Raw genomic sequence first — 17,540 nt, forward strand, 5'->3', positions numbered from 1 at the left:
TGCCACTCCCTCATCTTCACAGATGGGACAAGTTTTCTTTTTACGGTCGATTAAAGGAAGTGATCATTTAATATGAAAGTGCTTACATTAGTAGTAAAGATTCACAAATTTGTAACAGGAAGTGAGGGGTTAACGATGTTAGCATCACTTGCACAGCAAAAAAGTCGGTTGTTTAAGCTGTTCGCCGTTCTTTGCATCGCTTCTCTACTTCCGCTTTATCCGCTTGGCTCCCTACCAACGGTCTCAGCTGCTTCCCTCGTAACAATTGACACCCCTACCCATGGAGATGAAGTGGAAGTAGGAACGATCACGGTATCAGGGCAGTACACGGAGGCGTACAACATCGTCCTGATCGTCAATGGCACAGATCAATTGCCAACTCGAATCGACAGCGAACAAGGAGAAACCTCGGGCGTATGGTATGCTGAACTCGATACCAGCCGATATGATGGGGAGATTACGTTGCTGGCCAGAGGGACCCAAAGCACGACCCGATACGGGGTATCCAGTCAGCCGATTACGGTCCATGTCGATAATCCCCAGATTGCCAAACCTCACGTTACGATCACGAACCCGGTTGACGGGGCGAAGGTGAAAGGAAACTCCACTTCGATTCATGTCAGCGTCAATTCCAGAAATCGCATCCGATCCGTTGAAGTAAGGATTAATAGCGGGCCCTGGCAAACCGCGAAAAAGACTGGGAATGTCTATAAGTATACTTGGAAAATAAAAGGGCTCGGTGACAAAACCTCCAGTCTGGAAGCCCGAGCTATTGACGAATATGGCAATATCGGTCGGAGTATGACCGTCTATGCCTCCACAGGCAAAGGAACCCACGAGCCAATCACGTTGGAAAGACAAGACCGCGCGATGTGGATCTGGGAAAAAGCCGCCTACAACCTCTTTCTGAACCCCGGCTCGCGATCCGCACTCAAAGCCTTAGCCGACGACACGGCAACGTTTGATTCGGACCCAATCACAACCTTCTATATCGGCGTGTTCCCTTACGGCGGGGTCGATATCCTCGAAGAGTCCCCCGACAAGGTGCGCGACTTTGTGCGCTGGGCCCATAATAACGGCTATCAGGTTCACGCCTGTATCGCAGGCGGCACGACACCGCCCTACATGGGAGCGTTGGCACCTTTTCATGAACATGCCATACGAGAAATGGAGAAAGTGATCAACTACAATATCGCTGCCGCACCAGAAGAACGCTTTGATGGCGTAAACGTAGATATCGAACCGTACATTTTGCCGGAGTTTAATGCCGAGAAGCCTTCGGTGCAACTGCAATACCTGGATGTGCTGCAAAAAATGATCGACCGTCGGAACACTGCCGGCATCAACCTGCCCTTCGGCCCGGCGATCCCCCGTTGGTTTGACAGCAGTGAAGGTGCCAAAGAGATTACGTGGAACGGGCAAACCAAATGGCTCTCCGAGCATGTTCAAGACCTCAGCGATTATATTTCGATCATGGACTATCGCGACGTAGCGGATGGCAGTGTAGGCATCATTGCCCAAGCGCAAGGTGAGCTCAGCTACGCCAATGCCATCGGCAAGCCCAATTCGGTGGTCATTGGCGTGGAAACGCTGGATATCGCAAACAGCGGGGATCCGGAAACGATCACGTTCCGGGAAGAGGGACGCACGTATATGGAGGCTGAACTAGATAAGGTGTACGCGGCCTTCCAAGACGATCCCGCCTTCGCCGGCATCGCCATGCATCACTACGACTCAATCCGCTGGCTGCCATCCATCTGGGGACCGGACGGCCACCTGTGGCGCGTGAACCCCGCAGATACGGAGCCGCCCTCTGCTCTGCCGGGCCCGCCGCTGGCCACCACCGTTGACGATCACACGATTCAATTAAGTTACGGGCGGGCGACGGACAATTCCGACATCGAGCATTATTTGATTTATCGCGGAACGGAGCCGGATTTTACACCGGATGAGGCCCATGTGGCCGGAAGCTCCCGCAATTTGACGTATATGGATACGGGGTTGCTGCCGAACACCACTTATTACTACAAAATCGCGGCCGTAGACATCAGCGGCAATATCGGGCCAGCCACGTCACCGGAGGCATCCGCTACGACAGCAGCCTCCTATACCGATCAAAGGCCGATGATCGTTGGCGGAATGAGCGTAACCTATGATGGTACACGGGCCGTCGTCCAACTCCAAGTTGTCGATCTGGAGACCGGCGAAGGGGTTCCTGCCGCCGTTTACGGACGGTTTACGCAGAGCGGAGGCCGCTACATCGAAATGGTGACCGATGCGGACGGCATCGCCAGCGGAACGTCCGAGGCGCTGACCTTCCCGTCCGGGGAAGTCGGGTTTCTGCCGCAGCGGATCGTGGCCCCCGGTTACTATTGGGCTTCCGCCTATGACCTAGACCGCCACATCACTGCCGTTTGGCCGCAGTACTAACTGCATGCACGACTAATACAGCCGAAACCTTTCAATGGCCCGGTGAAGAGAATCAATCTCTTGCCGGGTCATTTCATATCCGGCGAGGTCGTTTGCTGCCTCCTCCGGGATCACACCGGACAAAACTAGACACCACAGCATGCGTAAAATATACTTATCCATCGGGCGGATAAACGTTCGTTCCGCATAACCGTCCACCCGAGCCGATAAATCCATGAACCGCTCGTAATTTCTCGATGCATACGCCTGCATCAGATCATGTTGGATGTTCGGATATGCCGCGCCCAATCCAACTAAAGCGCCGCGGGCCCCGCGCATCAGTGAGTACCCAAACATCCGATCCTCCCCCGTGATCAGGAGTTGCTCTGGAAACTCCTCAGACATTAGAGCCGATACATCTTGTAGCGTCATAACGCTGTCGAGCGTTGCCATTTTGATGCCTACCGTCATCTCTAAAGACAGCAAAGCTCGCAATACTTCAGCCGAGTAGGCAATCCCCCCAGCCTCGTCATACAAATAAAAAAGAATAAGCGGGACACCTAACCTCGATAACTCGCGATGATATTCAATAATCGCTTCATCCTGTTCTGCGACCGGGAGCTCCCGGAACGGCGAAGGCGGAAAAACAAGCAGCGCATCGGCTCCCCCCTGGATCGCATCGGTTGCCATGGCCAAGCTGTCCTGCTGCCATTGGCTGATCTTGGCAAGGCCCAGCCGCCGAGGATCGGGAAGCGCGCCCACGCCCGCCACCAGCAGCTTGGACGCTCCAAGCGCAGCCCTCCACTGCTGCACCACGGCCATTCGCTCAAAGCGCTCCATATGTAAGCCGCGTCCGGTATGTGCCCAAACCGCTGCCCCGGCAATGGGTTGGTCCGCAAGATACCCGGCATACGCCTCCTGCGCTTGCAGATGAATTCGCCCTTCGCGCGTTCGCGGCACCGGAACGGCAGGGATCAGCCCCCATTCCAAGGCTTGTCTAACCTCATTAACGCTGGCGTTCATGGATCATCCCCCTTAGAAAAAAATCACGTCCCCTTCTTTGATACCAGGTCGTCACGTCGCGAAAAGCAGCGATGCCATCCCGATGTCCGATTTCCCCGGTCTCTCTTAAATGAAGCATCCAAGTCACCAATCCGTTCTCTGGATGAAAATACAGCTCATGCAACGCCCGCTGCGTCTTTGGGCCGCGGGTCATGCCATATGCGCTGGCGGGGAGTTGGAATAAGGTGTGCATCTGCAAGCTTGTCGCGCCGCGCAGCGCGTATTCCAAGGCTATCTTGCCGGAGCGAACATCCCCTGTTCCCGAGATGACGGGAACCGGTGCTGAGAGTTCCCCTTGCAGTTCCAGCCTGCGTAAACGGGACAATATGCGCAGATTTCGTCGGCTGAGATCCGGCCCGCCGTAGGCAGCCCCGCCTCCCCCGGAATCCAGACGAGCGCGGTCATATAACCGGTTAGCATAAATCAGGTAATCCGGCCGAGCCTCGCCTTCCTCGATGAGCGTCCGGATCGTCTGCAGCTGGAAGTCGTCGTCAAACACCGTGTTCATCAGCTTGATGCCCAGCTGTATTTCGCCCGACGGCACTGCCGAACGAATCAGCTTGGGCACCTCCCGGTACCACCGCAGAATCGCCTCCTGCTGCATCGCTCGGTCCGATCCGGCTAGGGTTGGGCTAAAATCTTTCTCCAATTGAAGTGACCCCGCTTCTCCGGTTTGCCGCCATATCTGGGCCAAGCTCTGGGTGGTGTAACGATATTCCTCCAACGCGAAATCGTCGTCCCTTGCCGGCAAATGATATTTGCAGGAAGGCACGACCACGGTTCCCCATTCTCGTCCAATGTGCAAGGAGGCAGAGACAAAGCGCATGTACTCCGCAAAAGTCCCATGCCAGCCTCGTCCATTCCAGGTTACGTTCCAACCGGTTTCCCCCGTTTCTTTCCCTACAATGGGTTCCACCTTCATCCGCGTATCCTTAATAGCCCAAGCCTCCATCGAGCGCTGGCCTTGTCCGTTTTCTGCGATCACCGTCTTCAGGACGACAAACCCCAAGCCCGCCTGCGCATCAGTACGAACTTGGGAAGTATTCAGTGACAGCTGACCGGCGGCTTTACCAAACGGGTTCTTGATTGGCGCCGGTCCATAATTCGAGGAAACATCGATGCCATATTCCTCCAACAGATATGCCTCAACCCGGTCCGGAAGGCCGGTATGCCGGAACCGTTCGTAGTCTCGACGGATTCGCGCCTCATCGCTGGGGCGGAGGTTGGGCACGGCGGGCAATATCAGGCGGTCCATCGGCTTCATCCCCTTTGCATCGTGTATATCCCCAATTGTATGCCGACCCGGCGCCCGTTTTATCCGTCGAAACACCTATTTTTGTCCCGTCAAAAAAAACCGTCGATATGCAGCGCATAAATCTGCCTTGGGCGACCGCGCCCCACCGGCTGCTCCTCCCCAACAATTGTCGCCAGTTCATATTTCTCCAGCACGGCCATAATGCGCCGAGCGCTGCGCAGCGTAATCCCAAACCCTTCGGCCAGTTGCGCAGCGGTTAAGGTCGAGCTGTTCAGCCTGCGGCACAGGGAAATCAAGCGATTGAGCGTCCCGACACTCAATCCGGCTTTCTTGGCCATCGAGATCAGCTCGGGATCTTCGCTGCGCGCCGAATATTTGAGCGTCAGCTCCGAACCCATCGGCCCGTAGACCTGCCCGTCCTGCATCATCAGAAAGCAGTTGCCGCCTCCGCTCGTTTTGGCTTTCAAGAGCGCCTCGCGAGCCTTCCCTTCCGCCTCATTGGCCGTTCGCCCCAACCCGATCCCAATGCTCGCCTTCCACTGCAGCCGCTCCATCACTTCCAGCAGCAGCGGGGCCTGTTCAAATTTACGGGTCACTTGCTCAATGATACCGCGTGTGGTAATGAAGGAGACCTCGTTCGAGTCCGTCCAATTAATTAAGGATTGCGTCTCTTCACCGAAGTCGATCAGGATTTGCTGGAGAATGATTTTTTTGCGCTGAATTTCGTAATCCGAAGCTGCCTCTTTCACCACTCGCTCATAGTGATCGATGCTCAAAATGCCGATGGCCATTTGGTTGCTGGATAACCGCAGGCTCTTCCCCTCCAATAACACCCGGTTCAAGGCGTCGCGAATCGCGGATTGCGTAGGCACGACGCGAAAGGCGGGGATGCCAAGCTCGACCAGTTGCTGATAGACGGAGGTGAGGCAAGTCACAGTGGCATGAACGAGTCCCCGGCTCCACAGATCGTAGTGAAAGGCGATCAAATCTTCATGATGGATTCCCGTACTGTACGGTTTGACATAAATTCGCCGATGCAGCAGTCCCAGCTCATCGAGTTGTTCCTCCAATTCATGCTGTAAGAGCACGTCTGCACTGATGCGGATTTCCTCCTCCAGATCGAACAAGCGGCTCCGATAAAAATCAAACAACACCTTATATAACGCCGTCCCGGAATATTGCACATGCAGCATCGGAACGCCAGGTTCACGATCCAGCGCGAGATGGTAGGGGATCGGTCCCGTAAATAACAGAATGTCCGCCTGCTCCCGAACGCGGGCGACGACCTCTAACGTTTCCTGCTCATGCGAATAGGGAGTTGGAATCATCGTGAGCTCCTGAAACACGCTGCCCACTTCGACGACCTTATCCACCAGATCACTTGGACCAATCACTGCGACATTCAGATTCACGGACGATATGCACCTCCGCCGAAGAATTGATGTGTCACTTCGAGATAGGACAACCGCGTTAACTCCAAGACCTGATCGCCAAAATATTCAAATGAGACAAATCCGTCGTACTCCAGCTCCGCCAGCCTTTGCAGAATCGCACGCTGGTTGCTGTCCCCCTGCAGCACGGGAACGGGGACGCTTTGAGCCCAGTTGTGGTGGTTCCACTTGTAGTTTTTGACATGGACATGCGTGATTCGGGGGTAAAACTTCTCTAGGGCCGGCAGCGGATCCAACTGATCTACGAAAAAATTAAACCCGTCGTAAATCAGCTCCACAACCGGTCCGCTAAGTTCGAGCAATACAGCGATACTCTCTTCGGTATCAGCCAGCGTATTGTTATGCGTTTCGACAGCCAGGCGAATGCCAAGCTGCGAGCAAACCTCCGAGGCGGCACACAACCCGGATTGGACTTGCTGCCATAACATAGCATCTGCCTTACAAGAGGGCAGGTGACCGGCGAACGCACGGACCCTGGGGCATTCCAGCTCGGCCGCCCAGCGCGCTGCCCTTTGGATATTCTGAAGTTCTTGATCCGAAGCCTGTTCGCCTTTGGAAAAAGCAGCATATGTGCTGATCGCCGGCACAACAAGCCGGTGCGCTGTGAGCTGCTGTCTTAGCTCAGGAAGCGAGCCGCCGTTGTCCAAATACGCCTCAAGATGACCGTCCCACAACTCAACGCCGTGAAGCTGCAGTTGGGTTGCTGCCTCCAGCACCTTTTCGAGGATCATCCCTTTGAGTCCGGTGGAGCAGATGCTGAACTTCATCGCGGGGGTTCCTTCGTTATTAAACAACCTGCTCCGCCCCCTCCTCCTGCGATTGGTACACCGCCTCCAGAACAGAAATCACCGACTTGGCGTATTCACCGGAGCACTCCGGCTCAGCTCGATGCTCAATCGCCACCAGCAGATCATCCAACTGTGCGGCAAACGGCTCTTTAGCGTCTTCGGGCTTGAAATCCTCCGTCAGCTCGTAATGCCCGTCACGGCTGATCCATAGTCCCTGATGGGAGATCAGCCTGGCCATTCCGCCAGTAAAAATCAACTCCGTCTCATCTTTCGCCACGCCGGGATAACCGGATTGTACGATCACTGCACCGAGACCGTCTTCCGTTGCCGCCAGGACTACACCGCTGCCTTCCACATTGCCGATGGGCGCTTCGTAGCTTAGGACCGCCTTCACCTTGGTTATCCGGCTGCCAGTGAGCCATTGAATTTTGTCGACCGAGTGGGCGCCTAAATTCATCAGGATGCCGCCTCCGGCCTTCTCCTTCTCCAGGAACCAACGCGGCCTGTCTTCCTCGAAGTAGGACTTATGCCGGGTGTCGTGAATGGCCACCAGCTTGCCCAACCGCCCGCTTTCGATCAGGGCCTTCGCTTGCCGATTCGCCGGCAAATAGTGCTGTGTGTGCCCGACCATCAACGTGACGCCCGCTTCCTTCACTGCGTTTAGAATAACGTCGCAGGACGCGGAGGTTAGTGCCATCGGCTTCTCCAGCAGCAGATGACTGCCGTTCGCCGCGCAGAAGACGGCACAGTCCTCGTGCAGATGGTGCGGCAGTGCAATAATGGCGATGTCCGGCTGTTCCTGAATGATCAGCTTCCGATAGTCGTCGTACCATCTTAAGGCGTATTCCTTTGCCACGGCCCGCCCCCTGCTCTCATCCGGCTCCGCTACCGCCACCGCAGTCAGCCGCTCCGGCCCCAGCTGCCGAATCGCGTCCAAATGATGGCGTGCAATGCCGCCGGCCCCGATCAATGCAACCCGGTAACGCATAAGCTCACTCCTTTTCACCCTACTTAATGCCAGCAGAATTACTGCCTTGGCAGAATTCCGCTGCCCTACTTAATACCAGCAGAATTACTGCCTTGGCAGAATTCCACTGCCCTACTTAATGCCAGCAGAATTACTGCCTTGCACAAAATATTTCTCCGCAAACAAGAAAACGAGCAGGATCGGGATCAGGCTCATCAACGCGGCGGCGACCATATATTGTTCATTACCCGACCATTGGCCAGCCATCGACAAAATGCCGATCGGCAACGTAAAGTTTTCTTTCGAAGTCAAGAAGATCGCCGGAGACAATATTTCGTTCCACTTCGTCATAAACGTGAAAACGGCTAACGTCGCGAAGGTAGGCTTACACATCGGCATAAAGATCCGCCAATAAATTTGCATCGGGTTGCAGCCGTCCAGCCGGGCAGATTCCTCATAATCCCGAGGAATGCCCAAAAAGGCTTGCCGCATCAGAAAAATACCAAACGGCTGGGCCAGCCATTCGATAATCCAGAGCGGCGTCAGTGTATCAAGTAAATGCAGCGACTTGAAAATGACGAACTGCGGAATGATCAGAACGACCGGCGGAATCATCATGGTGCCGAGAACGACAAGGAACAAGGTGTTTTTGAAAGGAAACTTGAGCCGGGCAAACGCGAACGCCACCATCGAGCAGGAGATCAGCGCGCCAATCACCGACAGCACCGTGATGATCACACTATTCATCGTATACTGACCAAACGAACCAAGCTTCCACACTTCGGCATAATTGCTCCACTGTACCGGCGATGGCAGCCATTCCGGTGGAAATTTGGTGTATTGGGCATAGCTTTTTAAGGAGTTAAACACGGTCGTCAGAAAAGGCAGAAACATAATCAACGAGCTGCAAATGATAACGAGGTAACCGGCGATTTTTTTCTTCTTCATTCGTAATGCACCCACTTTTTCTGCAGCGTCATTTGGACGACCGTCAGCAAGAACAGAATCACGAACAGCACCCAGGCAATGGCGGAAGCATATCCCATGCGCAGGAACGAGAAGCCCTCCTGATACAAGTAGATCATCAGCACCAGACTCGCTTTGTTTGGCCCGCCTGCGGACGACGCATCCATCGCCCCGCCGGTCATGACGTAGATTTGCTCAAACGCCTGGAACGTCGAGATTGTACTCATGATCAGCACCAGGAACGTCGTGCTTGAAATGAGCGGAACCGTTATCCGACGAAACTTCTGGATCGTCCCCGCTCCGTCGATTTCAGCCGCCTCGTACACCTCAGAGGGGACGTTTTGCAGTCCAGCCAAATAGATCACCATAATGTAGCCAATCCCCTTCCACACCGCGATGAGCACAAGCAGCGGGATGACGAGATGCTCATCCTGGAGCCATTTTTGCGGACTTAGGCCGATCGCTTGCAGCAATGAATTGGCAAAGCCAAACCGCGGGTTAAACACCGCATCCGATACGTACATAATGACCGTCCAAGAGGAGATGACCGGCAAAAAATGCGCCAGCCGAAACAACTTCAACGCCCGCAGCTTCTGGTTTAACGCCACCGCCAGAACAAGCGCAAAAAAGGTCTGCAACGGCACAAACAAAATCGTGAAATAGACGGTGTTCCACAGCGCCTTCCAGAAGACCGGCTCGTTCAGCAGCTTGGTGTAGTTGTCCCATCCGGTCCATTTCGGAGGATTCAGGATGTCATACTCTGAGAAGCTGAAATACAAGGAGGCTAGCAGCGAACCTAATACAAACACGAGAAAATGAATGATATAGGGGGTCACCATCAGGAGCCCCCATTTGCCGTCATGATGCAAGCGACTTCGTCTTTTGCGAATCGGAGGAGACTCTACCTGCGTCAAGTCTCCCGTCCGAAGTTCCACCGTTTTTTCAACCATGTTCATCACGCTTTCTTATGGAAATGTACAACCCGGCTTATTACTTATAAAATTCGTCCAGCACCTGCTGCACATCCTTATCCGCCTGAGTTAACGCCTCATCGACGCTGATCTCTCCTTCGAAAGCCCGGTTGATGCTGTCTCCAAATTTGCCGACCCATTCGCTCCAGACCGCGTTCACGTCCAACGTTCCGGCGAATTCGAAGCTGTCCAGGAACGCCTGCTTGTTGTCGGGCTTGCCGCTTAAGAATTGTTCGGAGTTGGCCACCGATTTTTTCACCGGTACCGCTTCACCTAAGCTGGCCCATTCTTTTTGCACATCGTCCTCGGTGGCCCAATATTTCACCCATTCCCAAGCGGCCTCGCCCTTGGCGCCTTCCGCCTTCTTATTAATTACCCAGGAGTTGGCGATCACCGGGGAGAACCGCTTGCCGTCTGGTCCCTTCGGCAGCAAGGTCACGTCGTAATTCAGCTCCGCCGCATTCGCGTCAATCGTGCGAGCGTAGATCCCAATGCGCATTGCAGCCGCTTTGCTGGGGAAGGGGGCCATGTTGCTCTGGAAGCTTTTTAAATCGGAAGGGGTGGTTAACAGCTCACGCTGCATACCGTCTACGATCCATTCCATCGCCTGCTTGTTCTCCGGGGTATTAATGATTGACTTCGTCAGCGTTTCGTCCAGCACGCCGCCGCCGTAAGATTTCAGCACCGTCATCCAACCTTCCGTAATACTGAAGAAGGTCAGGCCGTATTGGGCCACTTTGTTTTTGTCAAAAGCGGAATCGGTCGCATACACGCCATTCGAATCCTTGGTCAGCTTCTCCGCCGCTGCCTTGAGATCGTCCCAGGTCCAGTCTTCGGTGGGATACTCCACTTTAGCCTCATCAAACATATCCTTGTTATAGTAGAGAACCGCAATTTGAATGCCCTGCGGGACGCCCCAATATTTCCCGTTTGCGTCTTTGTTAAAGTCGAGACCGTAATAGTCGTCCTTCTGCAAATCCCGTTCAATCCATTCGGTCAAATCCTTTAAAACACCGCGCTCCGCGTATTTCGGGACAAGCACACCGTCGGATAACCAGAGGTCTGGCGCGCTCTCAGCGGCGATTTGTGTATCTAGCTTCTGGAAGAACTGATTATACGGTGAAGACTCCGTCTTGATCTTAATATTCGGATGCTTCTCCTGGAACTTGGCGATCAGCTCCTGCATCTTGGCATCAGTTTGTGCCGAGGAATAATAGCCCAGTCTCAGCTCCACCGGCTTGCCCATCGTCTCCTGCGGCTGATTCTGCGGTTGCCCCTCGTCGCCGCCATTGCTGGATTGAGCCCCGTTCCCTCCTCCGGAGCAAGCCGATACGACCAACATGAACGCCAATATGACGATAGCCCCTATGTTTTTCCGCTTTCTACCCAGACGTCCCATTTCCATCCCCCTTGCTTATTTCCACCCCGTGTAAGCTTTTTCAAGAATGTCGATGAGAGTGGTGTTGTGGTTATCTTCAAAGTAAAGGACGCTGAATTAGAGATCAACGTCCTTAAATCGCCCCAAATTCATGCGCACTAGACGTTAACGATATACGATCGGAGGGGGGATGCCGCCTTATGAGAACGGCGTACCAGCAGCACATCGCCGCAGAGGTGAACTCCGGCAAATTGATAACTGCGGGGCCCCTGGTGCGAAAACAACATCGCATCCTCACCGCCGTCATGGGTGATCGACAGGGCCGTCGCCAGCTCTCCTGGAACCGGATGGCCGTAGCTATCCAGCACATCCAGCAGGCGGATTACCGGTGGTGACTCACTCTGCCGCTGGGCAGGGTATAACACCGTAACAAACTGCGTAAATCCTTGGCCGGATTGGCGAAGGATCGCTCGGCAGGACGGTGTTTTTTCGTTATAGTTGCGGGAAATCCAGCTGGGTTCGACGTCGATCTTCACCGGGTGAAGCGGTAAAATCCGCAGCACGGGTCCCTCGCCGCCGCCAGCGTCTCCGATAACGAGATGACCGTCCGCTTGAAACCGCACTTCAAGCCCTTCCGCCAAATGAAAGGGCAACGCGTACGCATGCTCCGCATCCCCATGGGATCGGCAGGTGTCGACGACCACCCAATAGTCCGGCTTGACGAATAAGATTTGCCGCAGCACTTGAACCGGATGGGGCAAGCGCCAATAGCCGTCATGACCTCCTTGGGCATAATCGTATTCCGGCGTGGTCCGCCATACCTGACCCAGTGAACGGGCGACATGGTTCCACTTCCAGGAATCCACATACTCCGAAATCGTCTGCCCGTCGACAGATACCGTATTATGCTGGAGCGATTCCTTAAAATATTGGCGATCCCGGTTCTCCATATAGGTGCAACGTCCCGGATCAACCAGAAACTCACGGCCGTAAGCAAACAAGCTGATGTGCAGGGCATCGTCATGACCGTGGGCCCGAATCACATCCATATGACCGTGATCAAACCAGAGGTAGCGGGCGGTCCGCTGCCAATCGCTGCGCATGAAGGCATACCCGCTTTGCGTCAGTTCTTTGGAGACGAAGTCCGGCGCTTTTACTTCAAGTTTCTCGTACAACTCGAACCCTTTTTGCGTGAAATACCAGATCCCATCGTAATCCAGCACGGAATAAGCTTGCGATTTCAGATCCCCCCGCCGGTACAGTACTGCCCCTCGCGCCAGCACATCGCGGATATCCGTGCTGTCGCTGTCACTAAAGTTCGGCTGGCGGCCATCCGGCTGAACGATCGTCAGTGAGGCGGTGAACATGCGGTTTAAGGTATCGTGCAGCACCGAAGGTAACGAAATACGATTAAGCTCTGCAAGCCATACGGATTCAAACAAGCAATGCAACACCTCATGGTGGTACATGCTGCTTTGTTCATTTTGCAGGCCATCATCATAAACCTGGAGCTGACACATCTCAACCAGTCGTTCAATCGCGGTTTGCAGCCAGGTTGCGGCTTCCTCCACTTCAGGAAACAAGAGCGCCAGTTGAAACAGGCCGTTCGTTTCGAGGAATCCCCAGTTGCTTTGCCGGTCATGCGACGTATAAGCGATGCTCAGATACATGCCATGCCGACGGATCGCTTCGAGGAATAACGCTTCTTCTTCCGTCCCCCAATGTTTAGATCTGCGTACACAATAATAGCCTTTGAGCCAGTGGGTAATTCGGATGCCGCTGTCCAGCTTGCGCCAAGTGTCCTTGACGTTATAGCTCCGTCCGACGCTTTCCCGCACTTCGGCTTCCGTCAGCGGGTTTTGCGTCATCCAATCCTTCAGCAGACGAATATACGCCTGAGCGTACGATTCTTCGCCGGTTAACCAATACGCTTGCCCCAGCTCGCCCATGTACCGCGCCCGGTTCAGCATCACCAGCCATTCCAAATCTTCGTTATGTCGGTAATCCCAATTGATCCCGTTCTCGAAGGTTACCTCCTCTTCGCAGCGTTCCATATCCCAGCGATGGGTGAAAATAAACGTGTTCCGCGCAGCCAAGTCAGCCCGGTGCAACACTTGCTCCACTTCCTCGGGCCAATGCTTGCGGCAGGCGTCCACGATAAACGTTCGATCCTCTTCATTCCAATAGAAACGCGGTGTTTCCAAACTTCCTTGCTTTTTTAGTGCCATGGATTCTGTTTGCCTCCTCGTTCGGCTAAGGGATCTTAGCCGCTCTCAAGCCATACATGTTACTGACCTAACCACTGTTGCAGCCCAGCTTGGACAAACGGATCATCATTAAGATCAGGATATGCGCGATAGACGCGATCAATTTCTTCGATTTGTCCCGGTGACAGCTCTTCCTCCGGATCAAGACACCATCTTCCAGCCAGCAGGCCTTGGCGCCGCAGCACTTCATGAATGCCGGGAAGACAGCCCTTAAACCCATTGGCCGCGTCAAAAAAGGCCGCATTCGCATCCGTAATTCGGATGCCACGGGTTAACAGCTCCGAAGGAATCGGGGCTCCGCTTTCACGGAGAGCGATGATCTCCTCCAGCAGCTCCACTGCTTTGGACGTCCATACAGCCCAGTGGCCCAGCAGGCCGCCGACGATCCGCTTCTCCACCATTTCCCCCGCGGCAGTGCGGCATTGATAGACCGTAAGCAAGTCGGCCACGATGTTATCGTCATTGCCCGTGTACAAGGCAATGTCATCCCGGCGGCTCGATTCGCATACCGCCCGTACGACATCCAGCGTTTGGTAACGGTTGAAGGGAGCGATTTTGATCGCCTTCACTCCCGGCAGCTCGGCGAGTTCGCGCCAAAACGCAAAGCTAAGCCGCCTGCCCCCCACGGACGGCTGCAAATAAAATCCGCAGACGGGAAGCACCGCCGAGATCGCTTCCGTGCGGCGGATCAGCTCCGCCTCGCTGCAATCCATCAGCCCGCCGTTGCTGACCAGCCCCAGGTCATAGCCCAGCCCGGCAGCCAACTCAGCTTCGCGCACAGCCTGCTCGGTTGGGCCGCAGATACCCGCGACCTTAAGGAACGGGCGCTGAAGCCCGGCGGCTTCCACCTCCTCGGCAGCCAGGCGGAGCACCGGCTCAAACAGACCGATCTTCGGATCGCGAATCTCGAATTGCGTTGAGTGGACACCTACTGCGATCCCGCCGCTGCCGGCGGCAATGTAATAGCGCGTTAACGCACGTTGCCGCCGCTCATCCAAGCGGCGCTGTGCGTCCAGCGCCAACGGGTGGGCGGGGATGACCGTTCCGCGGTGTAGCAGCTGATGCAGCTCAGGTTTCAACTGCGGTTGCTCGCCCATCAGAACACCCCTCCCCGTTCCTGGAAATGCGTAGGTTTGCCTAACGTCGCTCCCCCCGCCTCGATCCACTCCACTGTCCACTGCATCATTTGTCTCAAAGAAACCCGCGGATATCCCCATATCGCATGGGAGGTGGACGCATTACTTAATAATGCGGTTGGCTGTTCCTCCCCAGTGAAGATCGGCTCGATACCAAAGGCTTCGCCAAACCGTTCAGCCAGCCAACGGATCGATACAGTCTCCGGTCCAGTGACATTGATCGTCTTCGGCGGTGAGGCACAATGGAGCAGCGAACGGATTGCCATTTCATTGGCGTCCCCTTGCCAAATGACGTTGACCATGCCCATATTCAGGTCGATGGGTTCCCGCTCCTTCACCGCCTTGGCGACCTCCAACAAGATGCCGTAACGCATATCAATCGCATAATTCAGCCGGAAGTTAACGAGCGGCGTGCCGTTTTTGCGGGAAAAATACTCAAACACCCGCTCCCGCCCTAAACAGGATTGTGCATATTCACCAATCGGCGCAGGCACGGTTTCTTCCGAAGCCCCGCCTTTGGTGATTTCCGTCAACGGATAAATATTGCCGGACGAGAAAGCAACGATCCGCGACGCCTTAAACTTCTCCGCGACACGCCCCGGCAAATAGGCGTTCATGGCCCAGGTATAATACTCGCGCCCAGTCGTTCCAAACTTATTGCCAGCCATGTAAATGACATTGGGCGCCTCTGGCAAGCGCGACAATGCGTTTTCATCCAGCAGGTCCGCCGAAATGGTGCGAATGCCGGCGGCCTCCAGCTCTTCCCGCAGCGTTCCCGAAGAAAACCGCGACACGCCGGTGACCTTCATCGTCTTCCCTGCGGCGGCCAAGCCCCGAGCCAGCAGCTTCGCTAAGCTGGGGCCCATTTTTCCACCAACGCCAAGAATCAGCACATCGCCGTCCAGTTGGGTCAGATCCCGAATCAACCGGTCTGAGGGCTCGCTTAACCGCTGCTCCAACTCCGATATCGTTTTCATTTTTCGTCACCTCTTCTATGCAAGGGATTCGCAAGACGGTCTATGAAGCCTTACGGTTTCCCCTTTATCGTAGAAGCGGGCGGAATTCCAGACAACGACCTTATATCGCCCCAAAAAACGAAAGCAGGAGAAAACCGGCTGTGACGGTGTTCTCCTGTGCTTATAGGATGATTGATTTTTGGGGTTAAGATCAAATTCAAGTGGCTGAGATTAGCGGCCAGAGGCCAAATGTAAAAGTACAGTTGATTTTTAGAGAAAAGGTACTTGTCGTGGGCTTTAACTGCAAAAGTGCAGTTCATTTCCGCCTATTTCCCACTTTTCCGCCTGTATCGCCCTAAACTAACTGCACTTTTGCATTTCAATTAGATTTCCATCCTTTCAACTTAATCAATTTCTTTAATAAACGCCACGATTCTGCCCGCTTCCTTAAACCCCATCCGTTGATGGAAGGCTTGGCTTCCGTAATTGTCCAGCTCCGTATCCGAGCCGATCTCCTTACACCCAAGCGATTTGGCCCAAGCTTCTCCCGCTTCCACTAGTTTTCTTGAAACGCCCTGGTTTCGATAGTTCTCATCGACATAAATCCCTTCCACGTAACCAACCGGACTTGAGCTGGAGCCTTCGACGTAGTCAAATCGGAGAGACATGTGCAAAAAGCCAATCGTGTCCCCTTCCTTGACTGCAAGAAAGATACGATCTTTCTCAGACGCCAGCAAGTCCTCCAACTCGTTCCGCAGCTCCCGCCATGCATGCTCCGGCCACAATTTTAACGCCAAACGAGTAACGTCATCCAGATTGGTTGGATTGGCTTGCTCGATTCTCACATAAATCCCCCCATTATAAAAACAACCCAGCCTAGATCGCTCATTTCTAAGGCTGGGTCATTTGTGGTCTGAGCTTCCTTGATTCATGTTTGCTCGGTTGATGTACTAAAGTTTCTTTTTCCTTAATGTAAAATAGATCAGGCCGTCCTTCAACTCACGTTCTTGGTCAAATCCCAACTTCTTAAGCAACCTCTGCGATTGAATATTCTCAGGCTCCGTTGTCGCCTCTACATAATCCAGGCCCATCACATCAAACCCCATGCGAATCAATGGGTTTAACGCCTCCTGCATCAAGCCCTTGCCCCAAAAGTTCGGAGCCAAGTCAAATCCGATTTCCGCTTTGGTTTCCTGGTGATCATCGGTAGACCAGCAATGGTATCCGCAAGTCCCGATGAGCTCCTTAGATTCTTTGCAAAACAAGCCATATCGGCATCCCGAATCCTGGATATGAAAGGCGATAATCTCCTCCGCCTCCTGGAGGTCTTGACAAGGCTCTATGTCCATAAATCGCGTGACTTCCGGCACCGAAAAATGCTTAAAAACCGCATCAGCATCTTCCAAGGTCAATTCTCTCAAATGCAATCGCTCGGTTTCAATACTTGGATAGTTCATGTAATCCCGCCTAAGTTAGGGTATCGGTCAGGTTCTCCCTGAAAAAAAGCATGCTACCTCAGGTAAGAGGAGCATGCGATCTGAAACTTTGAATCTTATTGCTTATTATATCAAGAAAGAAGAACCTTGTCGTCCGTTTGCCCTTCCAAGTCAGTGTCAAGCTAGCGTGGGCAGTCATTTAAGATGCCTGGAACGCGAACCCCGAAGGAACCTCTTCCTTGTAAGCGCTTTGCTTCGTTCTTTCATCAAACACAAGTGATTTGTCAGAATTTTTTGCCGTTATCCGCGAAGTGCTTTGAGTGCCATACCCGTTGTGCTGCTTTGCTTCGGTCCTTGCAGCATGCGAATCATTCCAGCGATACAACCCTTGACCGGTTGCGTCACGTTCTTGAGCAATTGCCGCATGTTTATCGACTGCTGCGGCGTTGCCTGCTTACTCGCTTGTCCTTCAACCGTTCTTACCACCGTGCCCGCTTC

General features: G+C 54.0%; 14 protein-coding genes and 1 pseudogene. 1 reads left to right on the forward strand and 14 read right to left on the reverse strand.

Translation table 11 applies throughout. From position 1 onward, the window contains the following. Nucleotides 1–135: 135 nt before the first annotated feature. Nucleotides 136–2,430: an Ig-like domain-containing protein gene (locus M891_RS23260; protein ID WP_051416825.1), complete on the forward strand. Its 2,295-nt coding sequence runs from the start codon at nucleotides 136–138 to the stop codon at nucleotides 2,428–2,430. A 12-nt stretch (nucleotides 2,431–2,442) separates the two neighbouring features. Here M891_RS23260 and M891_RS0103720 read toward each other — a convergent pair whose 3' ends face one another. The 14 genes and pseudogenes from M891_RS0103720 to M891_RS0103785 all read right to left on the reverse strand — a co-directional run. Beyond that, nucleotides 2,443–3,432, reverse strand: coding sequence for a dihydrodipicolinate synthase family protein (locus tag M891_RS0103720; RefSeq protein WP_028537878.1), 990 nt, complete (start codon nucleotides 3,430–3,432; stop codon nucleotides 2,443–2,445). Next, nucleotides 3,416–4,726 (reverse strand): hypothetical protein, encoded by a 1,311-nt coding sequence (locus M891_RS0103725; protein ID WP_028537879.1) that lies wholly within the window; start codon nucleotides 4,724–4,726, stop codon nucleotides 3,416–3,418. Before M891_RS0103725 ends, M891_RS0103720 begins: the two co-directional genes overlap by 17 nt. 89 nt (nucleotides 4,727–4,815) lie before the next feature. Beyond that, nucleotides 4,816–6,138 (reverse strand): hypothetical protein, encoded by a 1,323-nt coding sequence (locus M891_RS0103730; RefSeq protein ID WP_028537880.1) that lies wholly within the window; start codon nucleotides 6,136–6,138, stop codon nucleotides 4,816–4,818. Then, nucleotides 6,135–6,971: a sugar phosphate isomerase/epimerase family protein gene (locus tag M891_RS23265; protein ID WP_051416823.1), complete on the reverse strand. Its 837-nt coding sequence runs from the start codon at nucleotides 6,969–6,971 to the stop codon at nucleotides 6,135–6,137. The genes M891_RS0103730 and M891_RS23265 overlap by 4 nt, the downstream gene beginning before the upstream one ends. Next, nucleotides 6,964–7,953, reverse strand: coding sequence for a Gfo/Idh/MocA family protein (locus M891_RS0103740; protein ID WP_028537881.1), 990 nt, complete (start codon nucleotides 7,951–7,953; stop codon nucleotides 6,964–6,966). Before M891_RS0103740 ends, M891_RS23265 begins: the two co-directional genes overlap by 8 nt. Before the next feature lie 111 nt (nucleotides 7,954–8,064). Next, entirely contained in the window at nucleotides 8,065–8,880 is an 816-nt protein-coding gene (locus tag M891_RS0103745) for a carbohydrate ABC transporter permease (protein WP_016312586.1), read from the reverse strand. Beyond that, nucleotides 8,877–9,848, reverse strand: a complete 972-nt coding sequence (locus M891_RS0103750) for a carbohydrate ABC transporter permease (protein WP_028537882.1) — start codon at nucleotides 9,846–9,848, stop codon at nucleotides 8,877–8,879. Before M891_RS0103750 ends, M891_RS0103745 begins: the two co-directional genes overlap by 4 nt. Before the next feature lie 40 nt (nucleotides 9,849–9,888). Beyond that, complete coding sequence (locus tag M891_RS0103755) at nucleotides 9,889–11,268, reverse strand: ABC transporter substrate-binding protein (protein ID WP_036699301.1); 1,380 nt, start codon at nucleotides 11,266–11,268, stop codon at nucleotides 9,889–9,891. A gap of 137 nt (nucleotides 11,269–11,405) precedes the next feature. Next, nucleotides 11,406–13,475: an alginate lyase family protein gene (locus M891_RS0103760; RefSeq protein ID WP_036699303.1), complete on the reverse strand. Its 2,070-nt coding sequence runs from the start codon at nucleotides 13,473–13,475 to the stop codon at nucleotides 11,406–11,408. A 59-nt stretch (nucleotides 13,476–13,534) separates the two neighbouring features. Then, nucleotides 13,535–14,611, reverse strand: a complete 1,077-nt coding sequence (locus tag M891_RS0103765; protein ID WP_028537885.1) for a dihydrodipicolinate synthase family protein — start codon at nucleotides 14,609–14,611, stop codon at nucleotides 13,535–13,537. After that, nucleotides 14,611–15,627 carry an NAD-dependent epimerase/dehydratase family protein gene (locus M891_RS0103770; RefSeq protein ID WP_028537886.1) on the reverse strand — a complete coding sequence of 339 codons (1,017 nt, stop codon included), beginning with the start codon at nucleotides 15,625–15,627 and terminating at the stop codon, nucleotides 14,611–14,613. The genes M891_RS0103765 and M891_RS0103770 overlap by 1 nt, the downstream gene beginning before the upstream one ends. Nucleotides 15,628–16,010: 383 nt before the next feature. Continuing rightward, the gene (gene aac(6'), locus M891_RS0103775) at nucleotides 16,011–16,451 is read right to left on the reverse strand and encodes an aminoglycoside 6'-N-acetyltransferase (RefSeq protein ID WP_028537887.1); all 441 of its coding nucleotides are present in this window, start codon (nucleotides 16,449–16,451) and stop codon (nucleotides 16,011–16,013) included. Between the two features lie 105 nt (nucleotides 16,452–16,556). Beyond that, the gene (locus M891_RS0103780; RefSeq protein ID WP_028537888.1) at nucleotides 16,557–17,063 is read right to left on the reverse strand and encodes a GNAT family N-acetyltransferase; all 507 of its coding nucleotides are present in this window, start codon (nucleotides 17,061–17,063) and stop codon (nucleotides 16,557–16,559) included. A 279-nt stretch (nucleotides 17,064–17,342) separates the two neighbouring features. Then, nucleotides 17,343–17,540: pseudogene (locus M891_RS0103785) on the reverse strand (ISLre2 family transposase); the annotation flags it as partial.

This window comes from Paenibacillus sp. J14, assembly GCF_000518465.1.
Taxonomy (GTDB): domain Bacteria; phylum Bacillota; class Bacilli; order Paenibacillales; family Paenibacillaceae; genus Fontibacillus; species Fontibacillus barengoltzii.

What these genes read in the sequence shown, in the direction of transcription:
- M891_RS23260 (WP_051416825.1), top strand. Translation starts at nt 136, where the DNA reads ATGTTAGCATCACTTGCACAGCAAAAAAGTCGGTTGTTTAAGCTGTTC.
- M891_RS0103755 (WP_036699301.1), bottom strand. Translation starts at nt 11,268, where the DNA reads ATGGGACGTCTGGGTAGAAAGCGGAAAAACATAGGGGCTATCGTCATA.
- M891_RS0103720 (WP_028537878.1), bottom strand. Translation starts at nt 3,432, where the DNA reads ATGAACGCCAGCGTTAATGAGGTTAGACAAGCCTTGGAATGGGGGCTG.
- M891_RS0103750 (WP_028537882.1), bottom strand. Translation starts at nt 9,848, where the DNA reads ATGGTTGAAAAAACGGTGGAACTTCGGACGGGAGACTTGACGCAGGTA.
- M891_RS0103760 (WP_036699303.1), bottom strand. Translation starts at nt 13,475, where the DNA reads ATGGCACTAAAAAAGCAAGGAAGTTTGGAAACACCGCGTTTCTATTGG.
- M891_RS0103770 (WP_028537886.1), bottom strand. Translation starts at nt 15,627, where the DNA reads ATGAAAACGATATCGGAGTTGGAGCAGCGGTTAAGCGAGCCCTCAGAC.
- M891_RS0103780 (WP_028537888.1), bottom strand. Translation starts at nt 17,063, where the DNA reads ATGAACTATCCAAGTATTGAAACCGAGCGATTGCATTTGAGAGAATTG.
- M891_RS0103740 (WP_028537881.1), bottom strand. Translation starts at nt 7,953, where the DNA reads ATGCGTTACCGGGTTGCATTGATCGGGGCCGGCGGCATTGCACGCCAT.
- M891_RS0103725 (WP_028537879.1), bottom strand. Translation starts at nt 4,726, where the DNA reads ATGGACCGCCTGATATTGCCCGCCGTGCCCAACCTCCGCCCCAGCGAT.
- M891_RS0103745 (WP_016312586.1), bottom strand. Translation starts at nt 8,880, where the DNA reads ATGAAGAAGAAAAAAATCGCCGGTTACCTCGTTATCATTTGCAGCTCG.
- M891_RS0103765 (WP_028537885.1), bottom strand. Translation starts at nt 14,611, where the DNA reads ATGGGCGAGCAACCGCAGTTGAAACCTGAGCTGCATCAGCTGCTACAC.